This window comes from Corynebacterium sp. MSK158 (assembly GCF_030229085.1).
Lineage (GTDB): Bacteria > Actinomycetota > Actinomycetes > Mycobacteriales > Mycobacteriaceae > Corynebacterium.
This window is the reverse complement of sequence record NZ_JASPHJ010000001.1, coordinates 112,147-125,037: the sequence shown is the minus strand read 5'-3', so window position 1 is coordinate 125,037 and position 12,891 is coordinate 112,147. Positions and strand designations below refer to the sequence as shown.

13 protein-coding genes are annotated in these 12,891 nt (G+C 59.9%); 8 read left to right on the top strand and 5 right to left on the bottom strand.

Annotated elements, in window-relative coordinates; translation table 11 throughout:
• Positions 1–25 precede the first annotated feature (25 nt).
• On the top strand, positions 26–940 hold the full coding sequence (locus QP915_RS00565) for a uroporphyrinogen decarboxylase/cobalamine-independent methonine synthase family protein (protein WP_284767450.1): 915 nt from the start codon (positions 26–28) through the stop codon (positions 938–940).
• Here the strand turns inward: QP915_RS00565 and QP915_RS00560 are convergent.
• Positions 937–2,058, bottom strand: a complete 1,122-nt coding sequence (locus QP915_RS00560; RefSeq protein WP_284767449.1) for a DUF8462 domain-containing protein — start codon at positions 2,056–2,058, stop codon at positions 937–939. The two genes, QP915_RS00565 and QP915_RS00560, sit on opposite strands and share 4 nt — an antisense overlap.
• 69 nt (positions 2,059–2,127) lie before the next feature.
• Positions 2,128–2,799, bottom strand: coding sequence for a 3'-5' exonuclease (locus tag QP915_RS00555; RefSeq protein WP_284767447.1), 672 nt, complete (start codon positions 2,797–2,799; stop codon positions 2,128–2,130).
• Between the two features lie 45 nt (positions 2,800–2,844).
• Between QP915_RS00555 and ligA the strand changes: the two genes are divergently transcribed.
• The gene (gene ligA / locus QP915_RS00550) at positions 2,845–4,914 is read left to right on the top strand and encodes an NAD-dependent DNA ligase LigA (protein WP_502869298.1); all 2,070 of its coding nucleotides are present in this window, start codon (positions 2,845–2,847) and stop codon (positions 4,912–4,914) included.
• A 10-nt stretch (positions 4,915–4,924) separates the two neighbouring features.
• Here the strand turns inward: ligA and QP915_RS00545 are convergent, their stop codons facing one another.
• Complete coding sequence (locus tag QP915_RS00545) at positions 4,925–5,584, bottom strand: ACT domain-containing protein (protein ID WP_284767444.1); 660 nt, start codon at positions 5,582–5,584, stop codon at positions 4,925–4,927.
• Positions 5,585–5,788: 204 nt separating this feature from the next.
• Between QP915_RS00545 and gatC the strand changes: the two genes are divergently transcribed.
• The 3 genes from gatC (at position 5,789) to QP915_RS00530 (ending at position 8,154) form a co-directional block, all read left to right on the top strand.
• Positions 5,789–6,085 (top strand): Asp-tRNA(Asn)/Glu-tRNA(Gln) amidotransferase subunit GatC, encoded by a 297-nt coding sequence (gene gatC / locus QP915_RS00540; protein WP_005327681.1) that lies wholly within the window; start codon positions 5,789–5,791, stop codon positions 6,083–6,085.
• Positions 6,086–7,573, top strand: a complete 1,488-nt coding sequence (gene gatA / locus QP915_RS00535) for an Asp-tRNA(Asn)/Glu-tRNA(Gln) amidotransferase subunit GatA (RefSeq protein WP_284767443.1) — start codon at positions 6,086–6,088, stop codon at positions 7,571–7,573.
• A gap of 86 nt (positions 7,574–7,659) precedes the next feature.
• Positions 7,660–8,154, top strand: coding sequence for an META domain-containing protein (locus tag QP915_RS00530; RefSeq protein ID WP_284767441.1), 495 nt, complete (start codon positions 7,660–7,662; stop codon positions 8,152–8,154).
• 73 nt (positions 8,155–8,227) lie between these two features.
• Here QP915_RS00530 and QP915_RS00525 read toward each other — a convergent pair whose 3' ends face one another.
• Positions 8,228–8,551 carry a hypothetical protein gene (locus QP915_RS00525; RefSeq protein ID WP_005323344.1) on the bottom strand — a complete coding sequence of 108 codons (324 nt, stop codon included), beginning with the start codon at positions 8,549–8,551 and terminating at the stop codon, positions 8,228–8,230.
• Positions 8,552–8,598: 47 nt separating this feature from the next.
• Between QP915_RS00525 and QP915_RS00520 the strand changes: the two genes are divergently transcribed.
• The 3 genes from QP915_RS00520 (at position 8,599) to QP915_RS00510 (ending at position 12,079) form a co-directional block, all read left to right on the top strand.
• Positions 8,599–9,975 carry an MFS transporter gene (locus QP915_RS00520; RefSeq protein WP_284767440.1) on the top strand — a complete coding sequence of 459 codons (1,377 nt, stop codon included), beginning with the start codon at positions 8,599–8,601 and terminating at the stop codon, positions 9,973–9,975.
• Between the two features lie 24 nt (positions 9,976–9,999).
• Positions 10,000–11,031, top strand: coding sequence for an ATP-dependent 6-phosphofructokinase (locus QP915_RS00515; protein WP_005323342.1), 1,032 nt, complete (start codon positions 10,000–10,002; stop codon positions 11,029–11,031).
• Between the two features lie 79 nt (positions 11,032–11,110).
• Positions 11,111–12,079, top strand: coding sequence for a bile acid:sodium symporter family protein (locus QP915_RS00510; RefSeq protein WP_502869306.1), 969 nt, complete (start codon positions 11,111–11,113; stop codon positions 12,077–12,079).
• Positions 12,080–12,090: 11 nt separating this feature from the next.
• Here the strand turns inward: QP915_RS00510 and QP915_RS00505 are convergent, their stop codons facing one another.
• Entirely contained in the window at positions 12,091–12,876 is a 786-nt protein-coding gene (locus tag QP915_RS00505) for a DUF4261 domain-containing protein (protein WP_284767437.1), read from the bottom strand.
• Positions 12,877–12,891: the final 15 nt, after the last annotated feature.

Below are 12,891 nucleotides of genomic sequence, written 5' to 3'. Positions count from 1 at the left end.
AAATAATACTAGCGCCGAGGTGAATATGGACGCTTTTGGCTTAGGCCCTATGCCGGGATACTCCATGAGTGAGGCGGCAGACATCGTGATGGGCGAGACGGGTGGTTTCCCGCACCTTCCGCAGTTGCCGGACCGCGGGATTCAAGCTGGGGCCATTGGGCGAACAGCGGGATTATTGGAAGCAGTCTCCATTGACCGCGGACCGCGCTCGTGGGTGCTCAGTGATCGGCCGCAGCTCATCTCTCATCGGATTGGTGACCAGATGTGCCGGGACCTGGACGAGATTCAGGAGGTGTGGGGTGAGTCAGTTCCCCGTATCAAGGTCCAAGCAGTAGGCCCGTGGAGTTTGGCGGCCGCTGTGGAGCTAGGAAACGGGCACCGCGCGATTACTGATTCGGGCGCTTTCCGGGACCTGTGTGATGCTCTATTGGCCGGAATTCAGGAACACAAGGCACAGTTGGCACAGCGTTTTGGGGCAAAAGTGCGAATGCAGCTGGACGAGCCCCTGCTTGCCGACGTCCTTTCGGGCACCCTTCCAGGCACCACCGATTTCGATACGATTAGGGCTGTTCCCGCGGACCAGGTCAATGCGACGTTGGCGGAGTTTGACGCGGACTACTTAAGGCTTCGCGAGCCCTTATGGGAAGTAGCAGCGAAGACGGTGTTGCTCGATTTCGCTGGTCTAGCCTCGCCCGAGCATCTCGATGGCTTGGGGCAGTGGATTGATGGCGGCGCTCGCGTTGGTCTCGGCGTGGCAGGGCAAGATGCTCGTACGGAGGCTATTTCTATTGCGCAGCACTTTGACCGTATGGGATTGTCGCGGGAGCGAATTCCAGGGCAGGTTGATATCTTCCCGTGGCCGGTGGAAAAGGCAGCGCACAGCTATTCTTTTGCCGCTGAGGTGGCGGGAATCCTCATCCGCGACGCCGGCGATCTTTAATCAACGCGACCGCGGCTATCCGTGGTGGTGAAGTATTCGCCCATATATGGGATGACGTAGCGCAGCTTGCCATGTGCGGTGGGTTCGATGAGGTCGGCGTCGATAAGCCGCTGGCGGGTGGCCGATAAGGAGCGCACCGTCCGGTCCATGTGGCCCGCGATGTCTGCGATGGTGGCGATGCCTTCGACTTCGACTGCGGCCATCGCTTCCAGGAACTCCCGCTGCGCCGGCGGCAGGGCTAGCGTCGCAGGTTGGTGCACCTGCGCGCCCATGATTGATATTGCATCAGGGGCGATTGTGGCGACTGTCTGCTGGGAAATGCCGCTTTCTTGGTTCCGGCGACTGCGCTCCCATGCCAGTGAGCCGACCAATTGCACGAGGTAGGGGTAGCCGCGGGTGAGCGCGGCGGCGTCCGCAATCGCTTCGTGGCTAAACTCCAGCCCTGAGCCCGAGGCTGTATGTTCGAGCGCCTGCTCTGCATTAGCCGGCGACAAGGGGCCGAGCACGAATTTCTGGGCTCGGCGCAGGAAGGTTACCCCGGGCAGGTCCAGTAAGTGGTTGACTCCCTGCGGCAGGCCAGCGGCAACCAAGGCGATATCGATTTCATCGCGCACCAAGTCTTGGTAGGCCACGGCGATGGTGGTGAGCTCTTCGACGTCGGCGTCTTGAACCTCGTCGATGGTGAGGAGGATGCCGCTACCTTTTAGCTCGGCGGAAAGCTCACGGAGCCGAGTATTTAACGTGGGGGTGAAACGGTCTTCCTTCTGGTGGTCGAATCCGATTGATCCCACGCCGCCGATGCCGATGCGGCTGACCTTCTTCTTATCGCTGGGCGAGAGCCGCTCGAGAAGTCTCGGAATCGTGGTGTTGACCAGTTCCTCCACCATGGTGGAGCGCCCGGAGGCGCGCAGCGTTACCCAACCGCGCGCTTCAGCAATGTCTTCCAACTCGTTGATGAGGACCGTTTTGCCGATGCCCCTAGCGCCGCTTAGCACCATGGAACGGGAGGCATTACCTGCCGAGCCATCGAGGGCGGTGCGGAAACTATCGAGTACGATGCCGCGGCCGACCCAGAACAGGGGAGGGGCGCCGAATGTCGGGCGGAATGGGTTGTCCATGCGGCTAGTGTAACCCGTTTCGTCGGAGATTTGGGAGACTTTCGGCTCGAAGTGGAGATTTGGGAGACTTTATCCGATCAGCGGCCACGCCGTCGAGACATCCGAGGCATCGCGGCCCTTGCCTTCCAAGTACTTTTTGAAGGCGACGCGGTCCTCGTACCATTTGACGGCTTGGAACTCCATGAGTTCGTTTTCCTCCATCTGCGCCAGGTTGGGGTAGTGCTGGCGAACCTGCTTCCACGCCACGCGGGCGGCGGCGAGGGCGTCGGCAGTAGCTTCGTGGGCATTGCCAAGCTCAACGCCGTAGTGCTCGCACACTGCGCCGAGGGTGCGTTTTCCTTTACGCCACTTATCGCTGACGCGGTCAATCACGTAGGGGTCATAGACCGGGCCGGTTACCGTAAAATCTCCGGTCAGGCTGCGCAATACGGTGAGATCAAATGCTGCGTTGTAGACGATCAGCGTGAGGCCATCCTCCCATGCGGCTTTGATTGCTTCGACCGTATCCTTCAACACTTCCTCGTGCGGGCGGCCCTCGGCGCGAGCCTTTTCCGTGGTGATTCCGTGGACATTGGTCGCTTCCTGCGGAATTTCGATTCCGGGATCGGCTAGGTGCTCTATTTTTTGCACATCGCGGCCGTCAATGCGGACTAGGGCGGAGGTAACAATGCGGGCTTCTTTAGGGTTAGCCGAGGTGGTCTCAAGGTCGAAGGCGAGCATGCGGGAGGCGTCGAAATTCATGATCCATACCTTAGTAGCTAGCCCCGACACGAGGGATAGCTACACTTGGGCAGCGTGACTAATCCAGTTGATCTGCACCGTGAATGGAATGACCTCGCGCAGGAAGTCCGCCGCCACCGCAACCTGTACTACAACGGTGAGCCGGCTATTCCCGACGCCGACTTTGATGCCCTCTTCCAGCGCCTTCTTGCGCTAGAAGAAGAGCACCCAGAGCTTGCCGTGCCCGATTCACCCACCCAGCAGGTAGGTGCTGCTCCGAGCGCCGGCGAGGATATTGAGCACCTTGAGCGCATGATGAGCCTGGACAATGTCTTTAGTGCTGGCGAGATGCAGGATTGGCTGGATAGAACCCCGGCTAAGACCTATCTCACCGAGCTGAAGATCGATGGTTTGTCTATCGACTTGGTTTATCGCGATGGGCGCTTGACTACCGCTGCTACTCGTGGCGACGGCACGGTGGGCGAGGAAATCACTGCTAATGCTCGTGTTATCGAGGATATTCCGCACGAGTTGACTGGTACTGCTGAATATCCGGTCCCTGAGCTTATTGAGATTCGCGGTGAGGTATATATGCGCCCCGGGGACTTCGCGGAGATCAACGAGGAGCGCGCGGCTGACGGTAAGGCAAAATTTGCTAACCCGCGCAACGCCGCGGCAGGTGGACTGCGTATGAAGGATCCTGCCGAAGTGAAAAAACGCCGCCTGAAAATGGTGTGCCACGGCTTGGGTGCGCGCGAGGGATTTTCGCCGACCTCACAGCACGATGCCTATAAAGCGATTGCGGCGTGGGGTCTGCCTGTGTCCCCGTATACCAAGCAGGTGCACTCGGCCAAGGAAGTCCAAGACGAAGTCGCGTATTGGGCAGAGCATCGCCACGATGCGATTTTTGAGATGGACGGACTGGTGGTCAAGGTCGATGACTTGGCTTCACAGCGCGCACTTGGTTCGACCTCCCGCGCGCCGCGCTGGGCCATTGCCTATAAGTATCCGCCGGAGGAAGTGACCACGAAGCTCAAGAACATTGAGGTGGGGGTAGGCCGTACCGGGCGAGTAACCCCGTACGCAGTGATGGAGCCAGTCTTCGTTTCCGGATCTACGGTGGAAATGGCTACCCTGCACAACCAATCCGAGGTCAAGCGCAAGGGCGTGCTCATTGGGGATACCGTCATTATTCGCAAGGCGGGCGAGATTATTCCGGAGGTCCTTGGGCCGGTGCGCGAGCAGCGCGATGGTAGCGAGCATGAGTGGACCTTCCCGGAGAACTGTCCTGCGTGCGGCACGAAGCTGGCTCCGCAGAAGGACGGTGACGCCGATTGGCGTTGCCCCAATACGCAGTCCTGCCCGGCGCAGCTCTCGGCACGATTGGAGTATCTGGCTTCCCGCAAGGCGCTGGATATTGAGGCTTTGGGCGAGAAGGGCGCGATGGATCTGATCGACAACGGCATTCTCGTTGATGAGTCGGAGCTTTTTGAGCTCACCGCGGAAAAGCTCTTGGCCTCGGATGTCTATACCGCAAAGAAGGACACCAAAGACAAGCGCTCCAAAAAGGAGGGCAACGTCAAAGTCAATACGGCAGGCCAGAACCTGCTGAACAACCTGGAGGAGGTCAAGGGTCGCGACTTCTGGCGCGTCTTGGTCTCGCTGTCCATACGTCACGTGGGCCCGATTGCGGCCCGGGCGCTTGCTTCCCGCTATGGATCCATGGACAAGCTGCGCGCTGCGAAGACGGAGGAGCTTGCAGAGGTCGATGGCGTTGGTATGACCATCGCGCAATCCTTCCACGATTGGTTCGAGGTGGATTGGCATCGCACGATTGTGGACAAATGGGCTGCTGCGGGCGTGGCCATGGAGGTAGCGGCCGAGGATCACAAGGAGCAGACCCTCGAGGGCTTGACCATTGTGGTTACCGGCAGCTTGGAGAACTTCACCAGGGATTCCGCGAAAGAAGCGATTGTCTCTCGCGGCGGCAAGGCAACTGGTTCGGTGTCGAAGAAAACCTCGTACCTCGTTGCCGGCGAAAAGGCTGGCTCGAAGGAGGATAAGGCTCGCGAACTGGACATTCCGATTCTCAACGAGTCGCAATTCCAGCAACTACTAGAAACCGGCGAAGTCTAATTCGCTTCAGTTACTTCAGGAAGCTGCCCAAGATAGTGCCGATGTGGCCCAAGTGCTCGACCTCGGAGGCGAGGTAGTCAGGGCCGCCGGTTCGCCCCATGGCGATGACCAATCCGGTATCGCCGAGTGGGGCGGCGGCGAGTGCTGAGTCAAGTAGTGACCAGCTTTCGGGTACCCACTCGTCGCGCTCGGGCTGGAGGACGCGGGCGCTTTCGACCTCAATGTCGTGAGGAACGGTGCCGTCATCTTCTGGCGCTGCGTTGGACGAGGCCAGGCGGCGGATAGGCTCGTTATTATCAATGACGATGCACCAGGTGGAGGTGAGTGCCTTCGGGATAGCCGCGACAACCTCTTCCATGGCCGCAGTGACATTGGTGGCATGAGCTACACGCGCGAGCAGCTCGATCTGGCCGCGGCGATCAACACGGCCGCTAAAGGGGCGGATGGAATCAATCTCGACGCCGTCTACCGAAGAAGCAGCGGTAATGAGGACATCGGCCATGGCACCTGTGGGCAGTTCAATGACGATGTCATCCATGACCGTTCCATCGGGGAAGTTTTCTACGATGTCGACTGACTGGATATTGCCGTCGACGAGTCCAAAGGCGTCGGCAAGCTGGCCCAAGCTGCCAGGGGAATCGGGGAGCAGTACACGGATCAAAAAGGACATGGTCTCGCACGCTTTCGGTTGTTTGTAGTCCCGAACATGATACGTGCGTCACAATGGCGGCTTCAAGCAACGCAAATTTGGGGTGACGCGGCAGCCGTCGCGGTAGGTGCAGTACCATGGGTCGTTAGCAATTCACATAGTACATGCTTAGTGTGAATATTTTTCACGGGCATGTCGATTATGCAGATAAAGGATGGAGTTCGCGTGTCTGAGATTTCGCGTGATGAGGTAGCCCACCTCGCCAAGCTTTCCCGCCTGGCCCTCAGCGAGGAAGAGCTAGCCCAGTTTGCAACGCAGATTGATGAAATTGTTGATTCCGTTTCCGCGGTAGGAAACGTGGATACCGAGGGTGTGGAGCCGATGAGTCACCCGCACTCCGTGGACGCCCCGATGCGCGAGGATGTTATTGTGCGCACCCTTACTGCAGAACAGGCTTTGGATCAGGCGCCGGCCGTAGAAGATGAGCGCTTCGTCGTGCCACAGATTTTGGGAGGAGAATAAATGTCTAACCTGACCGTTCCTGCGGAGGGCTTGACCTCTCTGACTGCCGCCGACCTGGCGGAAAAGATTCACTCCCGTGAAATTACCTCCCGCGAGGTCACCCAGGCCTTCCTGGATCGCATTGCAGAGACCAATGAGGAGCTTAACTCCTTCCTGCACGTGGGTGCGGAAGAAGCCCTCGCGGCTGCCGACGCCGTGGATAAGGCCCTCGATGCCGGCGAAGAGCCTGCTTCCGGGCTGGCTGGCGTGCCGCTGGCGCTGAAGGATTTGCTCGTTACCACCGATGCGCCGACCACCGCGGCGTCCAAGATGCTGGAAGGCTACGTTTCTCCGTATGATGCCACCGTGACCAAGCGTCTGCGCGAGGCCGGCATTCCCATCCTGGGTAAGACCAACCTGGATGAGTTTGCCATGGGTTCTTCCAATGAGAACTCTGCCTTTGGCCCAGCTCATAACCCTTATGACACCGAGCGCACCCCGGGCGGCTCGGGTGGCGGTACCGCCGCTGCACTCGCTTCCGGCCAGGCACCGCTGGGTATTGGTACCGATACCGGCGGCTCCATCCGCCAACCGGCCGCGCTGACCAATACTGTGGGTGTTAAGCCAACCTACGGCACCGTGTCCCGATATGGCCTTATTGCTGCTGCATCCTCTCTGGATCAGGCCGGCCCCTGTGGCCGCACGGTCCTAGATACCGCGCTGTTGCACGAGGTTATCGCTGGCCACGATGCCTTCGATGCGACCTCCGTGGATAAGCCGGTAGCGCCGGTCGTCGCCGCCGCCCGCGAAGGTGCCAAGGGCGATCTGTCCGGTGTAAAGGTTGGCCTCATCAAGCAGTTTGAGCGCGATGGCTGGCAGGAGGGCGTGATGGAGAATTACCACGCCGCCGTCGATCAGCTGCGCGAGCAGGGTGCCGAAATTGTTGAGGTTGATTGCCCGCACTTCGATGACGCACTGGCGGCGTACTACCTGATCATGCCGTGTGAGGTTTCTTCGAACCTGGCACGATTCGATGGCATGCGTTATGGCCTGCGTGCGGGAGATGACGGCTCCCACTCCGCGGAGCAGGTCATGTCCCAGTCTCGTGCGGAGGGCTTTGGCCCCGAGGTAAAGCGCCGCATCATGCTGGGAACCTATGCGCTGTCCGTGGGCTACTACGACGCCTACTACCTGCAGGCACAGCGCGTGCGTACCCTCATTGCGCAGGACTTTGCCCGGGCCTTCGAGCAGGTTGACGTGCTCGTTTCCCCGACCACCCCGACTACCGCCTTCAAGCTGGGGGAGAAGGCCGAGGATCCCATGGCAATGTACAACTTTGACCTGTGCACCCTGCCGCTGAACCTGGCCGGCCTGTGCGGCATGTCCGTCCCCTCCGGTATGGCGAGCGATACTAACCTGCCGACTGGCCTGCAGATCATGGCTCCGGCCTTTGCGGATGACCGCCTCTACAAGGTGGGCGCTGCCTATGAGGCTGGCCGCGACAAGTAAATCGCCGCCTGTGGAGTCCCTGACGATTCCATAAAGGTTTGTTTGCCCCCGTTGAATTTATATCCGGCGGGGGTAAATTATTGGGTATGCATTTCAAGAAGACCGCATTATTTTCGCTGTTCGCCGCTGCGCTGATGGGCGCTGGAGCCGCCAACGCTGCGCAGGTCCCCGACATCGATCCGGGGTTTAGCATGACAGCGCCGACTCAGTCTGACCTGATTTCTCCGCTCCCAGAGGGCGCCGAGAAGCTGGAGCCTCAAATTGAAGGCCAGACCATCACCGGCGAGCTCCACTCCGTTAAGGAAGATGGCAAGCTGAGCGTCACCTTTGCCAAGGATCGCACCTTGGCGGTCAATGATGGCTGCAATACCTACACCACTACCTACGAGGTGGCCAAGGATGGCACCATCAGCGTGGGCGAGTTCAATTCCACCCGCGCGGCCTGCGACGAGCATACACAGCAGCTTTCCGACGCCCTCCGTGGCCTCCTCGAATCCAACCCCTCCTTCTATAACCTCCCCGGCGGCACCGTTGCCTTGGGTAGCGAGAATGCTGCGGTTGAGTTCACGGTAGCCAAGTAGAAAATAGCGACACGCAGGATAAAAGTATGCGCACCATGTCTAGGGACGTGGTGCGCATTTGTGTGGGTGGGGACTATTTGGCGTCGGAAAGCGCATAAGCCGCGCCCGCCGAGGCTGCAGTGACGCTCAGTACCGCCGGCCACGCACCGATCTTCTTAGCCAGCGGGTGGGAGGCGCCGAATGCACCCACGTAGAGCGCGCACAGGCCGGCGGTGGTAGCCGGGGTGGTTTTCTTGGCCCAAGAGCGACCCGCCCATACACCGGCAGCGGCGAGGATCACGCCACCCAGCGGGCGAATGCCGGTCTCGCGGGCCGTGACCCAGCCACCGATGAGGCCGAGGGTGACAGTGGTGGCGGTAGAAACGTCTTGGGGCTTTTTAATATCGATCATGGACATGCAGCCAGTCTAGGTCGACATTTCTCGGCCCGCTAGACTCTAAGGCCATGACTGTGGAGACGCATCTGCCGCCCGAGCGCCAAGCATGGCGCGCCATGTTTGCACTGTCCCTCGGATTCTTTGTATCTCTGCTGGACCAATCCATGGTGGCGGTGGCGCTGCCTGACCTGCAACGCGAGCTGAACGCAGGGGTAAACCACACCATGTGGGTATCCGCGGCCTATTTGTTGGCTGTGGTGGTGCCGCTGCTCTTTACCGGACGCTTGGGTGATGTTTTGGGCCAGCGCCGGATGTTCTGTTTAGGCGTGGGCATTTTCGGGCTGGGTGCGGTGGCGTGTGCCGTGGCGCCCACTGTGGAAGTGCTCATTGCAGCGCGTGCCGTGCAAGGCGTGGGGGCGTCCCTCCAGATGCCACAGACCATGTCCGTTATCAATCGCATCTTCGCGCGTGAGCGCCGTGGGCGCGCACTGGGCGTGTGGGGTGTGATCGGCTCGGTAGCGGCACTTGCCGGTCCACTCGCCGGTGGCTTTCTGGTCGGGCACTTTGGGTGGCAGGCCGCCTTTTGGGTACACGTTCCCTTCGTGGTGCTAGCCATTGTCTTCGCGCTGCTGTGGGTGCCTGAGCTACCCACGACCGCGCAGTCTATCGATGCGCCCTCGGCCATCGTGTCGTTCATCGCCTTGGCGGCGATCGTCTTTGGTATTCAGCAGGGCCCGGTGCTTGGCTGGGGATGGACCATTTGGCTGATCCTGCTCGCCGGAGTTGCCGCTAGCGTCTGGTTTATTCGATTGCAAGCAACTGCCCAGGCCCGCGGGTCGAGTCCGCTGGTGCCACTGGCGCTATTTAGTGACCGCAATTATTTGGCGGGCTCGGTAGGCATCATCGCAATGGGATTTATGGCTGCCGCGGTGATGCTGCCTATCATGTTGTGGCTGCAGACCATGCAGGGAGTGCCTGCGGGCGAAGCCGGCATCATCGTGGCTCCTATGGCGCTGGTGTCTCTCCTGATATCTCCGCTCGCCGGCATCATGGCGGATTATGTTAACCCGCGGATCCTGGGGGTGCTGGGATTTTCCATCCTGATACTTTCGCTCCTTGCGGCATGGTGGGTCATGCAGGTCGACGCCCTTCCGTGGATCCTCGGTCTACCCATTGCCGGGCTCGGCGTGGGACAGTCCTTCATTTGGGGTTCCAACGCAGCTACCACCTTGCGCGATATCTCGCCGGAGCTCATGGGCGCTGCCTCCGGTGTGTACAACACCTCCCGCCAGGTGGGTTCCGTGGTGGGAGTTGCCCTAGTTTCCGCAGTTATGCAAACAGGTAGCCCAGAGACAGCAATTATTAATTCGCTGCTCGTCATCGTGGCTGCGCTGGTGGTGGGCCTGGTTTCTGCCCTAGGTTTTAGGGACACTCTGCAGGCCTAAAAATCGCGCGCTAGATTGGTAGATATGCGTCTAGGTGTTTTAACGTCCGGCGGCGATTGCCCCGGCCTCAATGCTGTAATCCGTGCGGTAGTGCGTACCGCATCCAATGAATTTGGAGATACCGTTGTAGGTTATGAAGACGGCTGGGTGGGCCTGATGGAAGACCGCCGCCGCGATCTTTATGACGATGCGGAAATCGACCGTATTCTGTTGCGCGGCGGCACCATCCTGGGCACCGGCCGCCTGCATCCGGATAAGTTCAAGGCCGGCCTTGACCAGATTAAGTCCAACATGGCGGATGCCGGGGTAGACGCCCTTGTCGCCATCGGTGGTGAAGGTACCCTCAAGGGCGCAAAGTGGCTTTCTGATAACGGCGTGCCGGTAGTGGGCGTGCCGAAGACCATTGATAATGACGTTAACGCCACCGACTACACCTTTGGTTTCGATACCGCCGTTTCTGTGGCCACCGATGCTATCGACCGTCTGCATACCACCGCGGAGTCCCATAACCGCATCCTGATCGTGGAGGTCATGGGCCGCCACGTGGGATGGATTGCCCTGCATGCCGGCATGGCCGGTGGTGCGCACTACACCGTGGTACCGGAAGAGCCCTTCGATATCGCGGAGATTACGAAGGCGATGGAACGTCGCTTCCAGATGGGCGAAAAGTACGGCATTATCTGCGTGGCAGAAGGCGCCCTGCCAAAGGAAGGGACGATGGACTTCGAGGCCGGCGGCGTCGATCAGTTTGGGCACCAGACTTTCAACGGCATTGGCCAGGTAATCGGCGATGAAATCAAGGCACGCACCGGGTATGACGTGCGTACGACCGTGCTGGGGCATATTCAGCGCGGCGGCACGCCGACTGCCTATGACCGCGTGCTTGCTACTCGCTACGGCGTGCACGCAGCGCGCGCCATCCACGAAGGTGAGTCTGGCATGTGTGTTGCCCTCCATGGCGAGGATATTGACCTCGTCCCGCTGGAAGATGCCGTGGGTACGCTGAAGACGGTGCCGGAATCGCGTTACCGCAACGCCCAAGCGCTCTTTGGCTAGAGGCATTCCGCGTTCCGAATATTAAGCTAGCGCTCCCACTGGGTGGGAGCGTATTCTTTTTCCCATGAGTATCGATAGCATGACAGATAATCGGGTGGAGGCGAACGCTGCGCCCTCCTCAGCACAAGACCGCCAAGCACTTATTGCAGCGCTAGGCTTTCCCGTGCTCGTGATTATCGGTGGCGTGGTGGGATACCTCGCGCCAGAGACCGCAGCTTCCTTCGCCCCGCAGGTCACCCCGCTGTTGGGCATTGTCATGTTCGGTATGGGCCTAACCCTCAAGCCAGTGGATTTTTCCTTGGTAGCACGCCGTCCGCTGCCCGTTCTCATCGGAGTGTTGGCGCAGTTCGTCATCATGCCGCTGGTGGCGCTGCTGGTGGTCGCGGTGATGGATCTTCCCGATGCTGTAGCTGCCGGTGTCATCCTGGTGGGCTGCGCGCCCGGCGGCACGAGTTCCAACGTGGTGTCTTACCTTGCGCGCGGTGATGTGGCTTTGTCGGTGACCATGACGTCCATTTCCACCCTGTTGGCGCCGGTCCTCACGCCGTTGCTGACACTGTTGCTGGCAGGGGAGTATATGCCGGTCTCCGCCTCGGCCATGGCGTGGTCCATTGTGAAGGTCGTGCTCATTCCGGTAATCGCCGGCATTCTCATCGGCATGCTGGTTCCGCGCGTGGTGGCAAAAATTAACGCGGCATTGCCGTGGATCTCGGTTGCGGCCATTTCCGCCATTGTGTGCATCGTGGTCGGCGGCGCGCACGACACCATCGCTACCGCCGGCGCACTCGTCTTCGCCGCAGTGGTAATCCATAACGCCTGCGGCTACGGCTTGGGCTACCTAGCCGGAATGCTGACCAAGCAGCCGGTCGCCGCACGGCGCACCATGGCCGTCGAGGTGGGCATGCAAAATTCTGGCTTGGCCACCTCCCTGGCATCGACCTATATGAACCCATTGGCCGCCCTGCCAGGAGCCGTCTTTTCGGTGTGGCACAACCTTTCTGGTGCGGTGCTGGCAGCCATCTGCCGCTATTCGGATTCCCGGAAGTAGGGGGGATTCCGCTAAAAATTGATCGTGACCGCAGGATAGGACTCGTCTACAAACCAGGGCTCTTTCTGCACGGTCAGTGGGGGCTGGTCTTGCTCGAAAGATAGGGTGTCGCCGTCTTTGACGGTGGCGCCTTGCAGAACATGGTCTGCGATATTGGCCAGCTTGTAATAGAGATCGGTGGGGTCCATGGATTCGGTGGCCGCCTGGATTTCGGGGTGTCCAGCTTGGACCAGCCCCACGGTATAGCCCAAGATCTTGTTTCCCTTTTGGGTGAGCCACACCGGAGCGATGTGCATTGGGGCAAGGTTATCCCGAACGGCTTCGAGGAAAGTGTTCGGCGCGATAGAAACGTTTCCGCGGGGGTTGTGGACTATCAGGCAGTCGGGGTGCTCGGCTACCACCGCAGTGGCCTTGGAGAGTAGCTCAAGGTGATCGCGGCGGGCCTCGCGGAATTGCTTCGCGCGATCATCTTCGGTCTCTCGGGGAAGCACGGACACGAGGATTTGTGCGGTGGCGGAATCGAGGCCGCGGGCATCCGCGCTCAAAATGGGGTGGAGGCCATAGCTATCGCGGGTGGGTGGGGTATCGACGGCTTGGTAGTGCAATAAGAAGGAATCATCAAGCTCGACCATGATGCTTCCCGGATTCTTGCCCGGCGTGATATCTCCCAGGCGATCGCCAAAAGTGGTGGTCAGGCGCTCGCTTACCTCTTCAGGGGTAGGGGCAGTGCGGAAGACTGCGATGTTGATCAACGGGGCATCGATAAGCGCGGCATCAACGCTATGTGGTGTAGTCATAATATTCAGCTTAGG